Here is a 19,712-nt window from a genome sequence, read left to right as displayed (position 1 = left end):
TCGTCTGCGTCCCGGCGGGGGCGCTAGCCGACGCTTCCTTCGAGCGAGATCGAGATCAGCTTCTGGGCCTCGACGGCGAACTCCATCGGTAACTGCTGCAATACGTCGCGTACGAAACCGTTGACGACCAGCGCGACTGAGTCCTCCTGAGACAGGCCACGCTGCATGCAGTAGAACAGCATCTCCTCGGAAATCTTCGAGGTCGTCGCTTCGTGCTCGAACACCGCGGAGGCGTTCTTCGCCTCGATGTATGGCACGGTGTGCGCGCCGCATTGATCGCCGATCAGAAGCGAGTCGCAGTTGGTGAAGTTGCGGGCACCCGTCGCCTTCCGATGCGCCGACACGAGACCCCGATAGGTGTTGTTTGACTTGCCGGCCGAGATGCCCTTGGAAATGATCCGACTCGTCGAGTTCTTGCCGAGGTGGATCATTTTGGTGCCCGAGTCGACCTGCTGGCGGCCATTCGAGATCGCGATCGAGTAGAACTCGCCGCGCGAGTTTTCGCCGCGCAGGATGCAGCTCGGATACTTCCACGTGATCGAGGAGCCAGTCTCAACCTGGGTCCAGGAGATCTTCGAATTCTTGCCGCGGCAGTCGCCGCGCTTTGTGACAAAATTGTAGATGCCGCCCTTGCCGTCGGCATCGCCGGGGTACCAGTTCTGCACTGTCGAATACTTGATCTCGGCATCGTCGAGCGCGACCAGTTCGACCACGGCGGCGTGCAACTGGTTCTCGTCGCGCTTCGGCGCCGTGCAGCCTTCGAGGTAGCTGACATAGGCACCCTTGTCGGCGATGATCAACGTGCGTTCGAACTGGCCCGTATTTTTCTCGTTGATACGGAAGTAAGTCGACAGCTCCATCGGGCAGCGAACGCCCTCCGGCACGTAGACGAACGAGCCGTCAGAGAACACCGCCGAATTGAGCGTCGCGAAGTAATTGTCCGTCAGCGGGACCACCGAGCCCAAATACTTGCGCACGAGATCGGGATGCTTCTGCAGCGCCTCGGAAATCGGGCAGAAGATGACACCGGCCTTGGCCAGCTCCTCCTTGAAAGTGGTCGCGACCGACACCGAGTCGAACACAGCGTCGACAGCGACGCGCGGGCGCTCGCCCTCAGGGCGCTCAACTCCGGCCAGGATTTCCTGCTCGTGCAAAGGAATGCCGAGCTTTTCGTAGGTCTTCAGAATCTCAGGATCGACTTCATCGAGCGACTTGAGCGCCGCTTTCTTCTTTGGGGCGGCATAGTAGTAGAGATCCTGATAATCGATCGGCGGATAGTCGACGCGCGCCCAGGCCGGCTCGCGCATCGTCAGCCAGCGACGATAGCCTTCGAGCCGCCACTTCAGCATCCACTCCGGCTCGTTCTTCTTGTCGGAGATGAAGCGAACAATGTCTTCCGACAGACCCTTCGGCGCCTTTTCCGATTCGATGTCGGTGACGAAGCCATACTTGTATTGATCGACGTCGATACTACGGACTTGTTCGACGGTCTCTTGTACGGCCGACATTCGTCTCTCCGCTCACGGTTCCGTTCTCATGCGGTTCACACCCGGCGGCTGTCGAGCCTCCAGAGTGGGTCCGCTCACGCAGGCACGCAGGTGTTCTCCACCGGACAAACGGCCGCACATTGCGGCGCGTCGAAGTGCCCTTCGCATTCGGTACATTTCTTCGGATCGATGATGTACATGTCGCCCTTGAGGCGAATGGCGGCATTCGGGCACTCGAATTCACAAGCGCCGCAAACGGTGCATTGCGAGGCGACAATCTTGTAAGCCATGGCAGACTCCGAAGGCACAGGCGTGCCCGACAGCACAGCTATTTCAAGCCGCGTGCCAGACGTCAGAGCTTTGATTTATAACGATTATTAGGTGCGGTGATTAGCGGCCCGCTGTCGTGGCCCCGACATCGTGTCGCAAGTGCGACAGCCTTCTCGTCAGAAGCGCTTGATCTCGACGTCGTACTTTTTCAGCGCATAGCCGATCTGACGCGGAGTCAGTCCGAGCAAGCGCGCCGCTTTGGCCTGAACCCAACCGGCGCGCTCCATAGCGTCCACGAGACGATCGCGCTCTGACATCTCCAGGACACCGGTCGCTGCAGGCATGGCCGGCACCGTCACTTGCGGCCTTACCACGGAGTGGTCCTTTGTCGCGTCAATCGCCGCCGGCCGCGCGACCACAGGCAGTGGAATCTCCGGCAGACGCTGAGCGGGTATATCCGCATGCCCCTTCCACAGCATCGCCGACAGACATTCGTTATGGCGGCAAGCAAAATCGTCCATGACGATGCACGGGCCCGCGGCCAGCGTCGCAGTCCGTTGGACGCAATTTTCAAGTTCGCGCACATTGCCGGGAAAACCGCACCCCAGCAGCACATTCATTGCATCGGCCTCGAATACCAAAGTGCGCTCGTTCTCGTCGTTGAACCGCCTGAGAAACTCATTGGCCAGAAGCGGAATGTCGGTGCGACGGTCCCGCAACGCCGGCAGCAGCACCGGCACAACGCTAATGCGATAATAGAGGTCGGCGCGAAACTCGTTGCGCGAAACCGCCTCTTCGAGATTCTTGTTGGTAGCCGTAACGACGCGGACATCGACTTTGATCGTTTGGCTGCCGCCGACCCGTTCAAATTCCTGCTCCTGCAGCACACGCAGGAGCTTCGCCTGAAAGGCGGGTGAAATCTCGCCGATCTCGTCGAGAAAGAGCGTTCCTTTGTCGGCGAGCTCGAAACGTCCCTTGCGCGCGTTGGTCGCGCCGGTGAACGCGCCCTTCTCGTGACCGAACAGCTCTGACTCAAGAACCGATTCTGGCAGAGCAGCGCAGTTAATCTTGATGAACGGCCCTTTGGCTCGAGTCGACAACTGGTGAATGGCCTTAGCGACGAGTTCCTTGCCGGTCCCCGATTCGCCCCGCAACAATACGGTCGAGTTCGACTTGGCAACGATCATGATTTTGTCAAGAAGCGCGCGGATCGCAGGACTGTCGCCGATAATTCCGTCGATGCGGACCTTTTTGCGCTCCCGTGCCGGCTTCAGCTCCGACAGTTCCTTCTGCAATCGGTGACTCTCGCTCATGAGACGATCGCGGTCGCGCGCGACAAGCCGATGCAACTGAACAGTTTGACCGATCAGATTGGCGATCATCGTGAGGAATCGCACATCGCTATCGAGGCGAAATACGGCGCGGCCATCCCATATGCGGTCGATTGTCAGCGTTCCCACGACTCTCGCACCGATACGAATTGGAACACCGATAAACGACACTGTCGCTTCAGGCGTAGCGCCAAGCGCTGCAACGTCGCTGTAGCTGAATAGTGGATGGGTCGCGACATTCTCCACAACCAGCGGAACTGCAGTCGCCACGATCTGTCCTATCGCCATTTCTGGCAGGCGCGCGCGATACCGTTCGTCGGTGCCCTCGTTCCAACCGGCGCCGACGGTGATGTCCGGAATGCCGTCATCCGCCAAGAGCGAAATGACGCCGTTGCGCATCTGCAAGAACGACGACAAAAGATTGAGAACATTCGAGAGCGTTGTCTCGAGTCGAGTTGGCGCGTTCAGGATTTTAGAGACTTCATAAATGCCGGTGATTGTGATCTCACTCAGCGGAACAGGCGCTACGCTCGCTCGCGTCGCTTCGCGCACAACAGAAGGTGCTTCGGCATGGACCATGATCCTGTCTCCAGCGCCCTCGACCCTCCCTGCCGTATTTTTTGATATTCTTTCCGTCATATTTTGATCTATTCTCACTCCAATGTCTTGCCCAAACTTCGGGCCTTTCTGCTGAAGTTATGATCGCAACTGGCGCGTTCTTGTTCTTTGTGATGGCGCGCCGGGCCTGCATCATCGAGTTGCCGAAATCCGCTCCGGGCGTTGTTTATCGTTAACTGGCAGGACACATCTCGCCGTTTGCAGCGAGAAATCTGTTGCCTCGGTCGCGCCTTACACGTGCTGGCCACCATTGATCTGAATTTCTTCGCCGGTTACGTAGCTCGCCGCATCCGAACACAGAAAGAAGACGACTCGCGCGACCTCGTCTGGCGTGCCTATCCGGCCCATCGGAATTTGCGGCGCGAGTCGCGCCTCGGTTTCGGGCGACAGGATGTCCGTCTTGATCTCGCCCGGTGCGATCGCATTTACCCGGATACCGAAAGGCGCAAAATCATGCGCCATCTCTCTCGTCAGGCAAGCCAGCGCCGCTTTCGACGTCGCATAGGCCGTGCCCGCATATGGATGAACACGTGAGCCGACAATCGACGTGACATTTACGACCGTGCCGAGGCCATCCTTCAGTTCGTCGAACAAACCGCGAGCGAGCAGGATGGGTGCGAGAAAGTTAACGTGGAACACATTCATCCATGTTTCCACGGAAGTCGTCAGGGAAGTGAGGCGGTCGCCCTCGGCGGCCTTCGGCGAAAGGCCGGCATTGTTGACGAGCGCATGCAGCGGCCCTCCGCCGAGTCGCGCCTTGATGTCGGCAATCGCCTGCGGCATTGCCCGGTGATCGCCAAGATCGACTTGTACATGATCGTCCGGCCCATCATCCCAAGGGCAACGCTCGCCATCAAACGGGTGACGCGAGCAAGTGATGATCCGCCAGCCCGCATCCGAGAACAGCTTAACGGTCGCATGACCGATGCCGCGCGACGCGCCGGTCAACACCATCGTCTTGCGCTGTTTCGTCGGCTCCAAAATTTGCGACGCGTCGCTGTGAAAGGGACACGACACACCGATCTCTGACGACGGTTCCAACCGCCGGACCCTCTCGCTATTGAGCCCGCGTCCGAGCATCACAACTCCATGCCGTCGGGAACCAACGGCATTAGACGACTTCCAAGATGCGGGGAGACTTGCAGGAACCAGGCCAAATCACAGAAACCGGCTTTCGAGCAGCAAATTTGCCCGATCGAGCGCGGTGCGATGCAGTCTTGTGCTTGTCTTCGAAGGAATCTTCGAAGGAAATTGTCGATTTCCCGACACATCACGCATCTTTTATTACAACGCTATTTTCCTTTTATAGACGAGCGTATTAGGGCCTATGCTAACTTTCGGCGACTACGCGTTCGCCTTGATCTGCACGGCAATATCCGCCGGGCGCGCCGTATAGGGCCACGACGTGACAATGATATCGGCACCCGCCTGCACATAGGCAGTCACGTTGTCGGAATTGATACCCCCTGCAGCGGCGATCAACGGACGCCGCGCCACGGAAGCGAGAGCGGTCGCCAATTGCGAAACCATCGCCGGACTGAACTTCTCTGTTTGAATCACATCGAAACCTGCGGTCGCGGCCGCAAACCCCTCGGCCACCGAGTTGACCTCGATGACGAGTTTCTTTTCCGGCGCGCGCGCCCGCAGATCCCGAGTAATGGAAGCAACATCTCCGTCGCCCCGGAAAACACGGTGCTCAGGGAACACCAGGATCGTCTCCGACAGACCGAGCCGATGCACCGCCGCGCCGCCCGCCTTGATCGCCGCAATGGCGAGTGCCTTCGTACCGGGGACATTCTTGCGTGTGCACGCGATCACGATGTCAGGGCGGGCTGCGCGAGCGGCCGTAACCAGCGATCGGGTCGCCGTTGCCACGCCCGACCAGATTTCGACAAGGGTCTGCGCCACTTTCCAGGCGCGGTGTAGCCCGGTTGCGGAACCCTCCCCGGTGAGAAGAACCGTGTCGGACGCAACGGCATCGCCCGTTCGGGCATGACAACGCGCGGTCACCCCGGCGAGGCTGAAAAGAGCTTCAGCCTCTTTGATTGCAGCAACGACCATCGCATTTCTCGCAGTGAAGCAAACCGATCCTGGACATCCGCCGATGCCAAGCGTTTCAGTGGTGAGGTCGCCATAGGGAACGTCCTCGGCAAGAAGCCTTTCAATCTCTACGAGAGACAGCACAGTCATTGCGGAGTTCCCCACTCACTGCTGACACAAACAGCGCGTTCGCTGAATTCCACATTCGCCCCTGCTCGGACGGCGATCAAGGCTGGGCGGCCGCCACAGTGCGTTCATCGAGCGCGACGGCTTTCACCAGCGCAAAGACTTGGTCGCCGCGGCCGAGCCCAAGCTCGTCGACGCCCTTGCGGGTCGCCAACGCGACGAGTTGGCCATGCCCCTCCAGATTTATATGGACGGCGGCGAGCGGTCCGTCGTCAGACTCGATGCTCGCGACCGTGCCGACAAGCGTCGTTCTGATGCTGAGGTTGCGCGGGCGGTTCGTGGACAGTGTGACGTCGGTCGCCTTGATGACGACGCGCACCTCACGCCCGACCGGCCCCGTGCGGGCTGCGAGCCAGATCGTTCCGGCAGGATGCGAAATCTCGGTCAGCCCATAGGCCGTATCGACGCCGGAGATACGCCCCGTAACGATGGAGGCGCGGGCAAAGCGGCTTTCGCCGGGCTGAGGACGTCCCGGCCCCAGGACATCCTCGACGGTACCGAGCGCGCGCACCCGGCCCCGCTCCAACACGACCACACGTGCCGCTAGTCGTGCGACCTCCTCGACGGCGTGTGACACATACACGATCGGAATTCTGAATTCGTCCCGTAGTGACTCAACCAGCGGCAGAATTTCAAGCTTACGTTCGGTATCGAGCGATGCCAGCGGTTCATCCATGAGCAATATTTTCGGTGATGCGAGCAGCGCACGGCCGATCGCCACGCGTTGCTTTTCCCCGCCCGATAGGCGCGCCGGCCGGCGCCCAAGCAGATGACCGATGCCAAGTGTGTCAACCACCCGGTCGAAAGCGATAGCAGGCTCCCTCTTCGGAGCAAACCAGCGCCCAAACAGAAGGTTCTGCCTGACGTTGAAGTGCGGAAAAAGCTGAGCATCCTGGAACACGAGACCGACGCGCCGGCGGTGTTTTGGAACGAAGACATTATTCTCCGTATCGACGAGCGCACGGTCTTCGAGCATGATGCGGCCGCGATCCGGACGGGCAAGGCCGGCGATCAGATTGATCGTCATCGACTTGCCCGAGCCCGAGCGGCCGAACAAGGCAGTGATGCCGAGATCATTCTCGAACGAGATGTCGAGATCGAAGGCACCAAGCTTGAGCGCAGCGTCGACCCGGATCATTCGAGGCCGGCCACGCGCTTGTCGGCGCCGCGCTGCATGATCTCGGAAACGATCAAAGCGCCGAGCGCGATTACGATCGACACGATCGTCAGCCGCGATGCTCCGTCATCACCCCCCGGGACCTGAGTATAGGTGTAAATGGCGGCCGAAATGGTCTGCGTCTCTCCCGGAATGTTCGAGACAAAGGTGATGGTCGCGCCAAACTCGCCAAGCGCCTTCGCGAAGCACAAGATCGACCCGACAAGAAGGCCGGGCAAGGAAAGTGGCAAAGTGACAAGGGTGAATGTCCACAGACCATTCGCGCCGAGCGTTCCTGCCGCGTCTTCCAATCGACGGTCAATGGCTTCGATCGAAAGCCGGATCGGGCGCACGAGCAACGGGAAGCCCATCACCGCGCAGGCCAGAGCGGCTCCAGTCCACCGAAACGAAAACACGATACCCAGGTGCTCCGCGAGGAGAGAGCCGAGCGGGCCGCGCCGGCCGAACAACATCAGCAGCATGTAACCGGTCACGACGGGTGGCAGTACCAGCGGCAAATGGATGAAGCCATCGAGAAGGACCTTGCCGGGGAAACGCCAGCGGGCGAGCACATAAGCGGTGAAGATGCCCAATGGAAGGCTTACCAGCATCGCCGTCGTTGCAATCCGCAGTGACAGACGAATGGCCATCCACTCCTCGGGCGAGAATTCGATCACAACCGGATCCCCGACACTGTCACTGTCCAAGAATGCTGAAGCCCTGCTCGACGAAGCGCTTGCCGGCGTCTCGGGTCTTCAAATAGGCGAGAAACGCCAAGGCATCGGGATTGATGGAAGAAGCGGTGAGCGCAACCGGATAGGCGATGGGCTCATGGCTCGACGTCGGGAAGACATCGACAACCCTCACCTTCGGCTCGGCTTTGGCGTCGGTCGCATAGACGACGCCAAACCGCGCCTCACCACGCGCGACAAACGCAAGCGCCGCCCGGACCGTATCGGCTTGGGCCAACTCCTTCTCGACACCTGCCCACATCCCGAGCTTTTCGAGGGCAGACTTGGTGTACTTTCCCGCCGGCGTCGATTTGACCTCGGTTACTGCTAAACGGCTGCCGCCGAGCGCCGCACCGAGGTCCGCTCCGGGCGCGATCTTAAACGACACCGCGGCGTCCGCTGGCGCAATAAGAACCAAGGTGTTGCCGAGAAGTGTCTCGCGCGTATTCGTCTTGATGAGGTTGCGCTGTTGCAGCCAATCCATCCAATCGAGATCGGCGGAGAAAAAGACGTCGGCTGGTGCGCCCTGCTCGACCTGGCGGGCGAGGGCCGATGAAGACGCATAGGAGATGGCAATGGCTTTGCCAGTATCCTTTCGCCAGTCCGCGGCAATCGCATCAAGCGCCGTCTTGAGACTCGCAGCGGCGAAAACGATGGGAGGCGAGGACTGCTGTGAGAGCGCCTCGATCGGCAGCGAAGATGTTGCCACCGCGATCCCAACGATGACCGCAGATCGCAACAGGGCGCGCCGCCGGAATTCGAACATGCACGTCTCCCGATAGAATTTACAGGGCGCGCGCTTGGGGTGGCGATATTCCCCGTGCATATAGCGTCGGGAATACGACAAGGGTGCGTACCAAACACGACAAGCGACGCCCATTCAATGGACCGTGAAATAATAAGTGCAGATGTCGTGCCAGCGACTCACAAGACGTCGATGTGCTACATCTGATCGGCGTCGCGTCGTTGCTTGGCAGGAAAATTGCGTTCATCTAGGCATGTCGATCTTCGGCGCAGTTCGTGTATATCGACGTACATACCGATGATGGCGCGCGTCGCCGGAGACACCGATCATGATTCGTTTGGCCCAGCAGCAAGGCTCTGATGTGCGTCAGGACACGGAGAACGTCGCGAATGAAGCCCCCGTCGAAGGCACGCAGTTCTCGCGCATTGGCGGCGCGCCGGCGGTGGACCGTCTGGTCGAGGCTTTCTACGCGCGCATGGACACCCTGCCAGAGGCCAAAGTGATCCGTGCAATGCACTCCGCCGACCTATCGCCGACAAAGGAAGTGCTGAAGCGTTATCTCGGCGAATGGCTGGGAGGCCCGCCGCTTTATTCCCAGGAGCGCGGTCACCCGCGGCTGCGCATGCGCCACTTTGGCTTCAAGATCGGCGAAGCCGAACGCGACGCCTGGCTTTTGTGTATGCGTGGAGCATTGGACGAGACCATTCCCAACGCCGGGCTACGCGCCGAACTCTTTCAGGCCTTCTTTAAATTGGCGGATTGGATGCGCAACCAACCGGGAAATCCACACGATAATCCGCCGTCTCGGAATAGACATGGATGATGACGTCGCCTTTGCGACACGGCGCCCCGCCCGAGGTCAGCCAGAGGGCTTTTCCGCTGGCCTGGAAATTGCGTGATCCGAGGCCGACGCTCCTTTTCAGACGGCAGCTCATATGGCGTTCACATCTATCTGCCCCACGAGTGCGGTCGCCGAAGGCGGCATGGGCCTCTTTCATGTGGGCAAGAAAAGTGTGCTCCTGCTCTGGCCGACAGGCGGCGAGCTCAAGGCCTATCGCGGGCGCTGTCCGCATGCGGATATGCCGTTGACCGACGCCACCTTCAACGGCCAGGTCATCACTTGCCCGATTCACCAGTGGGGCTTCGACAGCACAAGCGGCAAGTGTGTGACACACCTCGTCCGCAACGCGCTCCACTCTTACACATTGCGCGTGGAGGGTGACGAGATCCAAGTCGACGTCGGGCCTGTCAAGGCGGCGCGTTCGCCGGCGTGACATCGGCAATGCCAGCTCTCGCATAAAAAGAAGCGCGCGGCATGACGGACAAAGAGCAATGGGTGATCTGGAACGGCTCGATAGGCATCCTCGATATGGCGACGGTCGGTCATGTCGACGATGGCGCGGGTGGCAGGCGGGCCTTTCTGGCGCCCCCCTATGAGGTCGTAGGACCGTTCAATCTTGACGAACTTGAAAGGCTGGGCCGGATCGCCTTTGGCGGCTGTCTCGTGATGTCGCGCGCGAGATGGCAGGCGGACCAGGTCGATCTGCGCCGCGAAGCTCAGGAAAAGCGCCGGGCCTTCTCCTTCCTATTTGAGCGAGATTTCGACAACGACAATAAGGAACACCGCGAGGTGCTGAACCTGCCGATGGCGGGCGTGCTCAAGCCCTCGGAAATCAATGCTGCCTTCCGGCAACTTGCCAAAGCCGCGCATCCCGACGCAGGCGGCAGCGACGAACATTACCGTCGTATCGCTGAGGCGCGCGACGCTCTACTCGAGCAATTCGGGAGCGCCGCGTAGACTTGCTGGCATAACCCGCAACACAGCGCGAACAGCCATACAAGGCCGAGTCTGAAATCACGCCAGCGCTGGCTACGCTGCGCCCTTCGCGGCCATGGCTCCTGCTCTTTGACGGTCTATTGCGACCCCGTGCTATCGGCTGCCGGTAGCGTCAGTGTAAAGACCGCCCCGCCGCCTGGCCTGTTCGCCGCGGCCAACCCGCCGCCGCACTCGCGCGCGATGCTGTAGCTGATCCAGAGCCCGAGCCCGGTCCCCTCGCCGACAACCTTGGTCGTGAAGAACGGCTCGAACACCTTGTCGACGACAGCGTCGGCCAGACCGATCCCATTGTCGGCGACCTCGATCGAGATGTCGTCGTCGACGCGACGCGCGGTGATATCGAGCACGGGCGCCGGCGCATCACGCATCGCGTCGAGCGCGTTATCGATCAGATTGACCAGGATCTGATGAACCTGTCCCTCATTGGCGACGATCATCGCGCCGGGCTCGATGTCCATCCTGATCTCGACCTTGACCGCCTTGGCGCGGGCGGCCCAGCGCGCTGCGGTTCGCAGGACGCGTTCGACGGTGAAGGGTACCGCCTCGCCCGTTTTGCTGAAGGACAGCCGCCGCAGATTCTTGACGATGTCGGAGACACGCATGGCACCTTCCAGCGTACCGTCGATGAGCGGTCCGAGATCATCGAGCAGAGCGTCGATCTTCAGCGAGCATCGTAGTTCGTCGATCTTGGCGGCGGGAGCGCCGGCGTGGAGGGCATGCAGGTAGACCGTCAGGCGCTCGCGATAGCGCTCCAGGGCGTGGATGTTGCCATAGACGAAACTGATCGGATTGTTCAGTTCATGGGCGACGCCGGCCACCAACCGGCCCAGGCTCGCCATCTTTTCCTGCTCGACCAACTGGCGCTGCGCGCGTTTCAATTCGCCATGGGCCTTGTGCAAGGCTTCGTAGGCACGGCGCAGCTCGCCCACTTTGCGGCCCGTCAGCACGGTGCCGACCCGGCGGCCGTTCTGGTCATAGCGCGTCGAACCGTTGACCGCCAGCAGATCGGACGGCCCGCCGCTGCTCTTGAAGCGCAATTCGCAGTCGACCACGTCGGTGGGAAACCGCGACTTGAGAATATCCTCGACCCTGCCGAGATCTGGCTCGTCGACGAGATCGGCGAGCGAGCGGCCGACCAACTGTTCGGCAGGTTGGCCGAGCAGGCCGACGGTGGCCGGATTCACCTGCTGGATGATGCCGTTCGAATCACAGACGATGAGAATGTCCGATACCGACTCGATGACGCTCGAAATAAAAGCCTGCGCTTCCTCAAGCGCGGCATTCTTCTCTTCGAGGTCGGCCTCGTACCGCAACAGGTCGGCATAGACCTCGTCCATTTTGCGGATGACTTCGATCCAGGCGCCCTCGCGCTCGCCGTCGAACTCGGCGGGAGGCCGCGCCGCAAGCTGGGCAACAAGACTGGCGGGACGCTCAGCCGTCGAGCGGTTCGCCGTCATCGCGGATGCCCTTCTTGAGGTCGTAGCGGCCGAGCTTGTTGCGCAAGCCTACGCGTGACAGGCCGAGCTCGTCGGCGATGCGGCTGATGTTGCCGCCGTGACGTTCGAGCGCCTCGGTGATGAGCAGGCGCTCCAGCGTCTCGACCTTATCCTTCAGCGTAAGGTGGCCATTGGTTCCCGGCGGCAGCATGATCGGCATCTCGCGCCGGGAAATGCGCGGCGACAAATGCTCGGCCTCGAGCCGATCGCCATCGACCATGACGACCATGCGCTGAATCTCGTTCTGCAACTCGCGCACATTGCCCGGCCAATCGTATTTTTGCATCCCCGCCAGCGCGGCCGGCGCAATGCCGGCAAGCGAACGATGGAAGGCACGGTTTACATCGGCCAGAACCTTTTCGGCGATCAGCGGGATGTCCATCGGGCGCTCGCGCAATGCCGGCATGTGCACTGGGAAGGCGGCGAGACGATAGTACAGATCGCGGCGGAAGCGGCCGCTGTGCACCTCGACTTCGAGATCGCGATTGGTGGCGGCGACAACCCGTACGTCAACCTTGCGAACGCGCTGTGCGCCGAGCGGCCGAATCTCATTCTCCTGTAGCACGCGCAGGAGTTTCACCTGGAAGGCGGGCGAGGTCTCGCCGATTTCATCGAGGAAGATCGTGCCCTCATTGGCCACCTCGAATAGCCCGATCCGATCCTGATAGGCGCCGGTGAACGCGCCTTTCTTGCAGCCGAACAGCTCGCTCTCCAGCAATTCGTCGGGCAGTGCGCCGCAGTTTTGCACCACGAACGCTTTGCCCGCGCGCGCCGAACTATAGTGGATCGCCCGCGCTAACAATTCCTTGCCCGTTCCCGACTCGCCGGTGATCAGCACCGAAATATCGTACTCGGCGGCCCGTTTTCCGAGCTCGATCACGCCCGCCAACGGGCTCGTCGGCGCGTGCACGATGCGCTCGAAGTCGTAGAGCCGGCGCGCCGCGCCGCGTTTTTCCGACACCACCTGCTTTACGCGTTCCGGCGTCAGCTTCATGTCGACGCCGGCGGCTTCGGTCTCCTGCTGCAGTTGAAACAGTTGAACCGCGCCGCGCACCGTCTCGATCAGCTTCTGAGGATGCCAAGGCTTGGTGATGTACTGGTAGATACCGGCCTCGTTAATGCCGGCGATGATGTCTTCCGAGTCGGAGTAGCCCGAAATGATCATGCGCACCGGATCGGGCCAGGCATCGCGCACGCGCTTGAGGAACTCGACGCCGGTGTCGCCCGGCATGCGCTGGTCGCACAGGATGGCATGGACGATGTCGCCTTCCAGGTATTTCGCCGCCTCGGCTGCATTTGCAGCGCACAGCACCTCGAACTCCTCGGCGAGCACGCGCCTGAGCGACTCGAGCGAGCGCACCTCGTCGTCCACGACAAGAACGGTTGCCGATGTTGTCACGGCAAGCCCTCCGCTTTGCGGCCCGCGGCACCGCGGACAGGACCCAACCGGTGTCGGGCCAGCGTCAAGGGCGTCCGCGATTTCGGGATCTTGTGAATGAAATTATACCGCGCGACATGATAGCTCGCGTCGAAGCCGTAGAAATTGAGCCGCATGCGGGCGAGCTCTTCGGCGCGATAGGCCGCCAGCGGCTTTTCCGCCTCGTCGGCCGCGCGCCGCCGGCGCTTGTCGTCGAGCCGGACGGCAAGTCCGGCATCCACCGCCAGGGTCCGCGCGATAAGCGCGACAGCAGTTGCATCGGTACGCGCGGATGCCGGCAGGATGCGATCGATCAGCCCGAGCCGGCGCGCTTCGGCAACGCCCACCGGCAGGCGGGCCTGAGTGACACGATGTGCGTTCTCAGCGCCGGCGCGGCGCGGCAGCAGATAGGTCCAGTATTCCGAGCCGTAGAGATTGCCCATGTCCTTGTAATGCGGATTGAGCACCACGCCGTCGCAGGCCCACACCTCGTCGGCAGCGAGCGCGAGAAACACACCACCGGCACCGGCGCCGCCGCGCAAGGCCGCGATCACCAGCCGGTCGGTGGTCTCGATGATGTCACGAGTGAGATCATCCATAGCGTTGATGTTGCGCCAGGACTCGTCGGCCGGGCTCTCCGCCGCCTCGATCAGACCGAGATGAATGCCGTTTGACCAGGTGTCCGGTCCGCCCATCAGCACCAGCACGCGCGTCGGTCGCGCCAGTGCCTGCGCATAGGCTGCGCGCAGCGCCTCGCATTGCGCGGTGCTCATCGCGCCATTGTAGAAGGCAAAATGGAGGAAACCGACCGGACCATCCTCCACATAGCGGATCGGTGCATAGCCTTCCGCCACCGGCAGGGCCGCGGACTCCGTCGCGAAGACATACGTTGCCGGCAGCTTCAGCGTCGACCTGCCCTCCTCGCGTACATGACCGATCCACACCGCGCCATCGCGCGTGGCGCGCGCGATGGCGTCACCGCAGCGCGCGATCAGCGCGCCGGGCGCGCCGGAGAGGCCCTCGGCGCGATGGGCATCGTAGAACCGCACGGCGCGGCCGAACAGTTCGTCGCGCACGCCTGGCGTGCCGTCGGCACTCCGGATCTTGCGCAGCACGATATCGGTCGCGTCATTCGCCCAATCGATGGCGCGGTCGTTTTGTCGACACAACGGACGCCCGCGACCGCGCACCGATGGGTCATTGTGATCGGGCCGTTGCGGAACGAAAGTGCCCGACTGGAGACGCGCGAGCGCCGTGAACACCGCCTCGACCGCGGCATCGGCTACTTCGCGGCGATAGAGACTCGACTTGGTCGCCGCACGCATCGGAAACGTCGCCGACGCCCAGACCGGGCCCGCATCCATCTCGGCGTCGGCCTCGAGCACGGTGACGCCCCATTCCTTTTCGCCGTCGAGCACCGCCCAATCGAGCGCCGAGGGGCCGCGGTCACCGACGATGCCGGGATGCACGACCAGGCAACGACGCGCGCGCCAGACATCCTCCGGGATCGCCCGCTTCAGGAAGGCGGCAAGAACGAGATCTGGATCGGCCAAAGCGATCGCCTCGCGCGTCACCGCATCGTTGACGTCGAGTTCGACCGAAACCGCGTGGCCGCGCTCGCACAGCTCGACATGCAGCCGCTGCGACAGGCTGTTGAAGCTGTGAACGAGCAGCAGGATGCGCATGGCGCCCTCAACAAATCCGCGGCAATTGCTCGCCGGACAGCCAGTCGACAATGCGGCCGCCGCCGAAGGCCGTCGTCATCTGCACAAAACGATGGTCGTCGACGACCGCTTCGCCGACCACGGCCGCGTCGCGGCCGTGCGGATGCGCGCGCATGGCGGCGAGCACGACGGCGGCAGCCTCCGGTGCGACGATGGCAACGAGCTTGCCTTCGTTCGCAACATAGAGAGGATCGAGGCCGAGCAGTTCGCAGGCCGCGGCGACTTCCGGCTTCACCGGCAGCGCGTCCTCGTCGATCCGGAAACCGACCTTCGACTGCTGCGCCAGTTCATTGAGCGTGGCCGCGAGACCGCCACGGGTCGGGTCGCGCATCACCCGCAGACCCGACCCGGCGGCCGCGACCATGGCGGCGACCAGTTCGTGCAGCGCCGCCGAGTCGGATACGATCGCAGTGTCGAAGGTGAGATTCTGACGCTTCGACATGACGGCCACGCCATGGTCGCCGAGCGTTCCCGAGACGATCACGCGGTCACCGGCACGCGCCTTTTCGGCCGACAGATCGAGGCCGGCTGGCACCACACCGATGCCGGTGGTGGAAATGAACACGCCGTCCGCCTTGCCGCGCTCGACGACCTTGGTGTCGCCGGTCACGACCGGCACGCCGGCCGCGCGTGCCGCCTCGCCCATGCTGTCGGCGATGCGTTTCAGATCGGCAAACGGGAAGCCTTCCTCGATGATGAAGCTGGCGGAAAGATAAAGTGGTCGGGCGCCGGCCATGGCGACGTCGTTGACCGTGCCATGCACGGCGAGCGAGCCGATGTCGCCGCCGGGGAAGAACAGCGGCGAGATCACGTAGCCGTCGGTCGTCATCACCATACGGCCGGCGCCGACATCGAAGGCGGCCTGGTCGTTGCCCTGCCGCAGCCACTCGTTGTCGAGCGCCTCATGGAAGACGTCCGCGATGAGCTGCGCCATCGCGCGGCCGCCGGAGCCGTGCGAAAGGTCGACGCGACCGTTCTTGATGTCCAATCGGCGGCGATAGGCTTTCGGGCTCATGATGCTTTCCTTCGGGCATGATCGCGGAAGCGGCCATAGGTCCAATGCGCGGCGCAGGCGCCCTCCGCCGACACCATGCAGGAGCCCATCGGCGTTTCCGGCGTGCACACCGTGCCGAACAGCTTGCAGTCGACCGGCTTCTTGACGCCGCGCAGGATGGCGCCGCATTCGCAGGCTGGATTGTCGCGGGCGGGCACATAGTCGATGCCGAAGCGGCGCTCGGCATCGAACGCGGCATAGGCCTCCTTCAGGCGCAATCCGCTATAGGGCACCATCCCAAGGCCGCGCCATTCAAAGCTCTTGCGCAGCTCGAAAATCTCGGCGACCTCGGCCTTCGCCCGAGCGTTACCGCCCGGCGTGACCGCGCGCACATATTGGTTCTCGACCTCATGACGGCCGTCATTGACCTGCGCGATCAGCATCAGGATCGCCTGCATGACGTCGAGCGGCTCGAAGCCGGCGACCACGACCGGCTTGGCGAATTCCTCGGCAAAGAAATTGTACGGCTCGGTGCCGATCACGGTCGAGACATGGGCGGGGCCGATGAAGCCGTCGATGCGCACGGTGCCGAGGCTGCGCACGTCGGGGCTCTCCAGGATGTTTTGGATCGCCGAGGGCGTCAGCACGTGATTGCAGAAGACACTGAAATTGCTGAGTTTCTTTTGCGCGGCAAGGCGAATGGCGAGCGCGGTTGGCGGCGTCGTGGTCTCAAAGCCGATGGCGAAGAACACGACCTGCCGCTCCGGCTCGGCCTCGGCGATACCGATGGCGTCGAGCGTCGAATAGACCATGCGGATGTCGGCGCCGGCGGCCTTGGCGCGCAACAGCGACGTGCCGTGCGAGCCGGGCACCCGCATCAGATCGCCGTAAGTGCACAGCGTCACCTCCGGCCGTTCCGCCAGCGCGATTGCCGCGTCGATGCGGCCGACCGGCAGTACACAGACCGGGCAACCGGGGCCGTGGATCATGCGCACATTGGCGGGCAGCAGATCCTCAATGCCGTAGCGCGAGATCGCGTGGGTGTGGCCGCCGCAGAACTCCATGAAATGATAGTGTTTCGCCGGATCGGCAATCCGCGTGATCGTCTCGGCCAGCGAACGGGCCAGACGGCCGTCGCGATATTCGTTGACGTATTTCATGGCACACCTTCCGCCGGCGCGGCGGCAAGCTCGGCGAGCAGCGCCAAGGTGTGGCGCGCCTCCTCGGGATCGATCTTGGTCAGCGCATAGCCGACATGGATGACGACGTAGTCGCCGACCGCGACATCCTCGACCAGCGCGACCGAGACCACCTTGCCGACACCATCGAGGCTGACGCGCGCCATGCCGTCGGGCAGCAGTTCGGTCACTTCCGCTGGAATGGCCAGACACATGTTATTGCTCCCCTGCCCGGGCCGCGCGACCGGGCGCATCGAGCGTCAGCGCGGCAACCCACGCCTGGCCGAGACTGAGACCACCATCATTCGGCGGCAGCGCGCGGGCGATGAGCGGTTGCAGCCCGCGCGCACGCAAGGCCTGAGCGGTCGCTTCGGTCAGCACACGATTGAGGAAACAACCACCGCCGAGCGCGACGGTCGAAGTCCCGGTCGCGCCTGCGGCCTGCGCGGCCCAGTCGGCGAGCGCGGCAGCGAGCGTGCCGTGAAACAGCTCGGCGCCGCGCATGCGGTCGAACCCGGGCGTCGCCAGCATCCGCATCAGCACGGCCAGATCGAGCACGCCGTTATCGATGCACCAGCCCTGCTGCAGCGTGCGCGGCTGCCTGACCAGCGCCTCGAGCTGCATCCCCGCCTGGCCTTCGTAAGCCTGCGCATCGCAAATACCGAGAAGACCGGCAGCCGCATCGAACAGCCGGCCGGCGCTGGTCGTCGCCGGTACGCCGCCGGCGGCTAACATCGCTGCAAGATGTGGCGCGAGCGACTTGCCGGTAAAGCGCGTCGCGATCTCGTCGCCACGGCCGAGGCCATGCAGGACGGCGGATGCCATCCGCCATGGCTCGCGCGCCGCCAAGTCGCCGCCGGGCATGGCCATCGGCGCGAGATGGCCGAGGCGGGTAAAGCGCGCGCCATCGGTCAGCAGCAATTCACCGCCCCAAGCGCCGCCATCGCTGCCGCGCCCGAAGCCGTCGAGCACCAGGCCGAGCACCGGCGCCTCGATCCCATGCTCGGCGGCGATAGCCGCGACATGGGCATGGTGATGCTGCACCGGAATCGTCGGCCGGCCGAAAGCTTGCGCAAAGCGAGTCGAGGCAAAGTCCGGATGCAGGTCGTGCGCGATGGCGACCGGCTGCACGTCGAGGAGCGACAGGAGGTGCGAGATCGTCTGCTCGAAGAAGCGGATGCCCTCGGCGGTGTCGAGATCGCCGATATGCTGGGACACATAGGCCTCGCGGCCGCGCGTCACCGTCACCGTGTTCTTGAGCAGGCCGCCGACCGCGAGCACCGACGGCACCGAGCGCACCAGTTGAACCGGCCGCGGGGCTTGGCCGCGCGCGCGCCGCACGAAAGCAGGCGCACCGTCGACCAGCATCGTCACCGAATCGTCCACGCGCACCGCGATCGGCCGGTCATGGGTCACGATCAGGTCGGCAATGCCGGCAAGCCGGCGATGCGCGTCGTCGTCGTCGATCACCAGCGGCTCGCCGCCGGGATTGGCGCTGGTGGCAACCAGGACGAGATCGACCGGTTGTTGCTGCCAGTCGCGTCCAGGCGGGCCGCCAGCGGCGGCATGGAACACAAGGTGATGCAGCGGCGTGTAAGGCAGCATCACGCCGATACGAGACAAGTTGGGCGCGACGGACGGCGCCAGCGCGCGGCGGCTGTCGACCAGCACGATCGGGCGCTCGACGGTCGCCAGCAAGGTGCGCTCGGCAGGCGTCGCGTCCGCGACGAGGTCGAGCGAGGCCTCCGACGCCACCATCACCGCAAACGGCTTGGCGTCACGGCCCTTGCGTTGACGCAAAGCCGCGACGGCTGACTCGTTGCGAGCGTCGCAAAGCAGATGAAAGCCGCCGAGGCTCTTCAGTGCGACGATCTCGCCGTCGCGGAGCGCGGCAACGACGTGCTCGACCGGATGACTGAGCTTTGGCCCACAGTGCGGACAGGCGATCGGCTCCGCGTGGAAACGGCGATCGTCCGGGTCGGCATAGTCGCGCGCGCAATCCGCGCACAGCGCGAAGCCCGCCATCGACGTCTGCCGCCGATCATACGGCAAGCGGCGGGTGATGGTGTAACGCGGCCCGCAATGGGTGCAGTTGACGAACGGATAAAGGTGGAAGCGGCTCGCCGGGTTGAACAATTCGTCGAGGCAGTTGTCGCAGGTCGCCGCGTCGGCGGCGATACGGGTGGTGACCCGGCCCTCGCGGCTGGCGCCGATGGCGAAACCGCGTTCGCCGGTCGCGTGCGCCGCTTCGGTTTCGATCGCATCGACCCGCGCCAGCGGCGGCGTCTCGCTGCCAAGCGCGTCGAGGAATTGCGGCACCTGCGCACCCTCGACCTCGATCAGTACGCCTTCGGCATCGTTGGCGACGAAGCCGTCGAGCGCATAACGCTGTGCCAAGCCATAGACGAACGGGCGGAAACCGACGCCCTGCACCGAGCCGCGCACCCGTACGCGCAACCGGCGCGTCCGAGGGTCACTGTCGGCGAGAGCGGACTGCATCGG

The 19,712-nt window shown here is 63.1% G+C and carries 18 protein-coding genes; 3 read left to right on the top strand and 15 right to left on the bottom strand.

The window, feature by feature from the left end:
* Nucleotides 1-23: 23 nt before the first annotated feature.
* The 8 genes from sufB to modA all read right to left on the bottom strand — a co-directional run bounded on the left by sufB (nucleotide 24) and on the right by modA (nucleotide 8,585).
* Nucleotides 24-1,508: a Fe-S cluster assembly protein SufB gene (sufB, locus tag E8Q40_RS02790; protein WP_137042955.1), complete on the bottom strand. Its 1,485-nt coding sequence runs from the start codon at nucleotides 1,506-1,508 to the stop codon at nucleotides 24-26.
* Between the two features lie 74 nt (nucleotides 1,509-1,582).
* Complete coding sequence (locus E8Q40_RS02785) at nucleotides 1,583-1,777, bottom strand: 4Fe-4S dicluster domain-containing protein (protein WP_137042954.1); 195 nt, start codon at nucleotides 1,775-1,777, stop codon at nucleotides 1,583-1,585.
* 156 nt (nucleotides 1,778-1,933) lie between these two features.
* Nucleotides 1,934-3,667: a nif-specific transcriptional activator NifA gene (nifA, locus tag E8Q40_RS02780; protein ID WP_137042953.1), complete on the bottom strand. Its 1,734-nt coding sequence runs from the start codon at nucleotides 3,665-3,667 to the stop codon at nucleotides 1,934-1,936.
* Nucleotides 3,668-3,937: 270 nt separating this feature from the next.
* Nucleotides 3,938-4,786: an SDR family NAD(P)-dependent oxidoreductase gene (locus E8Q40_RS02775; RefSeq protein WP_137042952.1), complete on the bottom strand. Its 849-nt coding sequence runs from the start codon at nucleotides 4,784-4,786 to the stop codon at nucleotides 3,938-3,940.
* Between the two features lie 264 nt (nucleotides 4,787-5,050).
* The gene (gene modD, locus E8Q40_RS02770; protein ID WP_137042951.1) at nucleotides 5,051-5,896 is read right to left on the bottom strand and encodes a ModD protein; all 846 of its coding nucleotides are present in this window, start codon (nucleotides 5,894-5,896) and stop codon (nucleotides 5,051-5,053) included.
* A 76-nt stretch (nucleotides 5,897-5,972) separates the two neighbouring features.
* Nucleotides 5,973-7,070: a molybdenum ABC transporter ATP-binding protein gene (gene modC, locus E8Q40_RS02765; protein WP_137042950.1), complete on the bottom strand. Its 1,098-nt coding sequence runs from the start codon at nucleotides 7,068-7,070 to the stop codon at nucleotides 5,973-5,975.
* Nucleotides 7,067-7,738 (bottom strand): molybdate ABC transporter permease subunit, encoded by a 672-nt coding sequence (gene modB / locus E8Q40_RS02760; RefSeq protein WP_246663138.1) that lies wholly within the window; start codon nucleotides 7,736-7,738, stop codon nucleotides 7,067-7,069. Before modB ends, modC begins: the two co-directional genes overlap by 4 nt.
* Before the next feature lie 46 nt (nucleotides 7,739-7,784).
* Nucleotides 7,785-8,585 (bottom strand): molybdate ABC transporter substrate-binding protein, encoded by an 801-nt coding sequence (gene modA, locus E8Q40_RS02755; RefSeq protein WP_137042948.1) that lies wholly within the window; start codon nucleotides 8,583-8,585, stop codon nucleotides 7,785-7,787.
* Nucleotides 8,586-8,892: 307 nt separating this feature from the next.
* On the opposite strand from modA, the gene E8Q40_RS02750 reads away from it, so the two are divergent.
* The 3 genes from E8Q40_RS02750 (at nucleotide 8,893) to E8Q40_RS02740 (ending at nucleotide 10,362) form a co-directional block, all read left to right on the top strand.
* Nucleotides 8,893-9,387, top strand: a complete 495-nt coding sequence (locus tag E8Q40_RS02750) for a group II truncated hemoglobin (protein WP_137042947.1) — start codon at nucleotides 8,893-8,895, stop codon at nucleotides 9,385-9,387.
* Nucleotides 9,388-9,499: 112 nt separating this feature from the next.
* Entirely contained in the window at nucleotides 9,500-9,838 is a 339-nt protein-coding gene (locus E8Q40_RS02745; protein WP_137042946.1) for a Rieske 2Fe-2S domain-containing protein, read from the top strand.
* Between the two features lie 41 nt (nucleotides 9,839-9,879).
* Nucleotides 9,880-10,362, top strand: coding sequence for a J domain-containing protein (locus E8Q40_RS02740; protein ID WP_137042945.1), 483 nt, complete (start codon nucleotides 9,880-9,882; stop codon nucleotides 10,360-10,362).
* A gap of 116 nt (nucleotides 10,363-10,478) precedes the next feature.
* On the opposite strand, the gene E8Q40_RS02735 is transcribed toward E8Q40_RS02740, so the two are convergent.
* From E8Q40_RS02735 to hypF, 7 genes are read right to left on the bottom strand one after another with little or no spacing between them, the layout of a single operon-like run.
* Nucleotides 10,479-11,858, bottom strand: coding sequence for a sensor histidine kinase (locus tag E8Q40_RS02735; protein ID WP_137042944.1), 1,380 nt, complete (start codon nucleotides 11,856-11,858; stop codon nucleotides 10,479-10,481).
* Nucleotides 11,833-13,296 (bottom strand): sigma-54 dependent transcriptional regulator, encoded by a 1,464-nt coding sequence (locus E8Q40_RS02730; RefSeq protein WP_137042943.1) that lies wholly within the window; start codon nucleotides 13,294-13,296, stop codon nucleotides 11,833-11,835. Before E8Q40_RS02730 ends, E8Q40_RS02735 begins: the two co-directional genes overlap by 26 nt.
* Nucleotides 13,293-14,999: a hydrogenase maturation protein gene (locus tag E8Q40_RS02725; RefSeq protein ID WP_137042942.1), complete on the bottom strand. Its 1,707-nt coding sequence runs from the start codon at nucleotides 14,997-14,999 to the stop codon at nucleotides 13,293-13,295. The genes E8Q40_RS02730 and E8Q40_RS02725 overlap by 4 nt, the downstream gene beginning before the upstream one ends.
* A gap of 7 nt (nucleotides 15,000-15,006) precedes the next feature.
* Nucleotides 15,007-16,053, bottom strand: coding sequence for a hydrogenase expression/formation protein HypE (gene hypE, locus E8Q40_RS02720; protein ID WP_137042941.1), 1,047 nt, complete (start codon nucleotides 16,051-16,053; stop codon nucleotides 15,007-15,009).
* Complete coding sequence (hypD, locus tag E8Q40_RS02715) at nucleotides 16,050-17,192, bottom strand: hydrogenase formation protein HypD (RefSeq protein ID WP_137042940.1); 1,143 nt, start codon at nucleotides 17,190-17,192, stop codon at nucleotides 16,050-16,052. The genes hypE and hypD overlap by 4 nt, the downstream gene beginning before the upstream one ends.
* Nucleotides 17,189-17,425 carry a HypC/HybG/HupF family hydrogenase formation chaperone gene (locus tag E8Q40_RS02710; protein ID WP_137042939.1) on the bottom strand — a complete coding sequence of 79 codons (237 nt, stop codon included), beginning with the start codon at nucleotides 17,423-17,425 and terminating at the stop codon, nucleotides 17,189-17,191. The genes hypD and E8Q40_RS02710 overlap by 4 nt, the downstream gene beginning before the upstream one ends.
* Before the next feature lies 1 nt (nucleotide 17,426).
* On the bottom strand, nucleotides 17,427-19,709 hold the full coding sequence (gene hypF, locus E8Q40_RS02705; protein ID WP_137042938.1) for a carbamoyltransferase HypF: 2,283 nt from the start codon (nucleotides 19,707-19,709) through the stop codon (nucleotides 17,427-17,429).
* Nucleotides 19,710-19,712 lie beyond the last annotated feature (3 nt).

The sequence above is a fragment of the Pseudolabrys sp. FHR47 genome, assembly GCF_005153485.1.
Taxonomy (GTDB): Bacteria; Pseudomonadota; Alphaproteobacteria; order Rhizobiales; family Xanthobacteraceae; genus Pseudolabrys.
The sequence above is the reverse complement of the archived record's forward strand: the minus strand, read 5'-3'. Positions and strand labels throughout refer to the sequence as shown.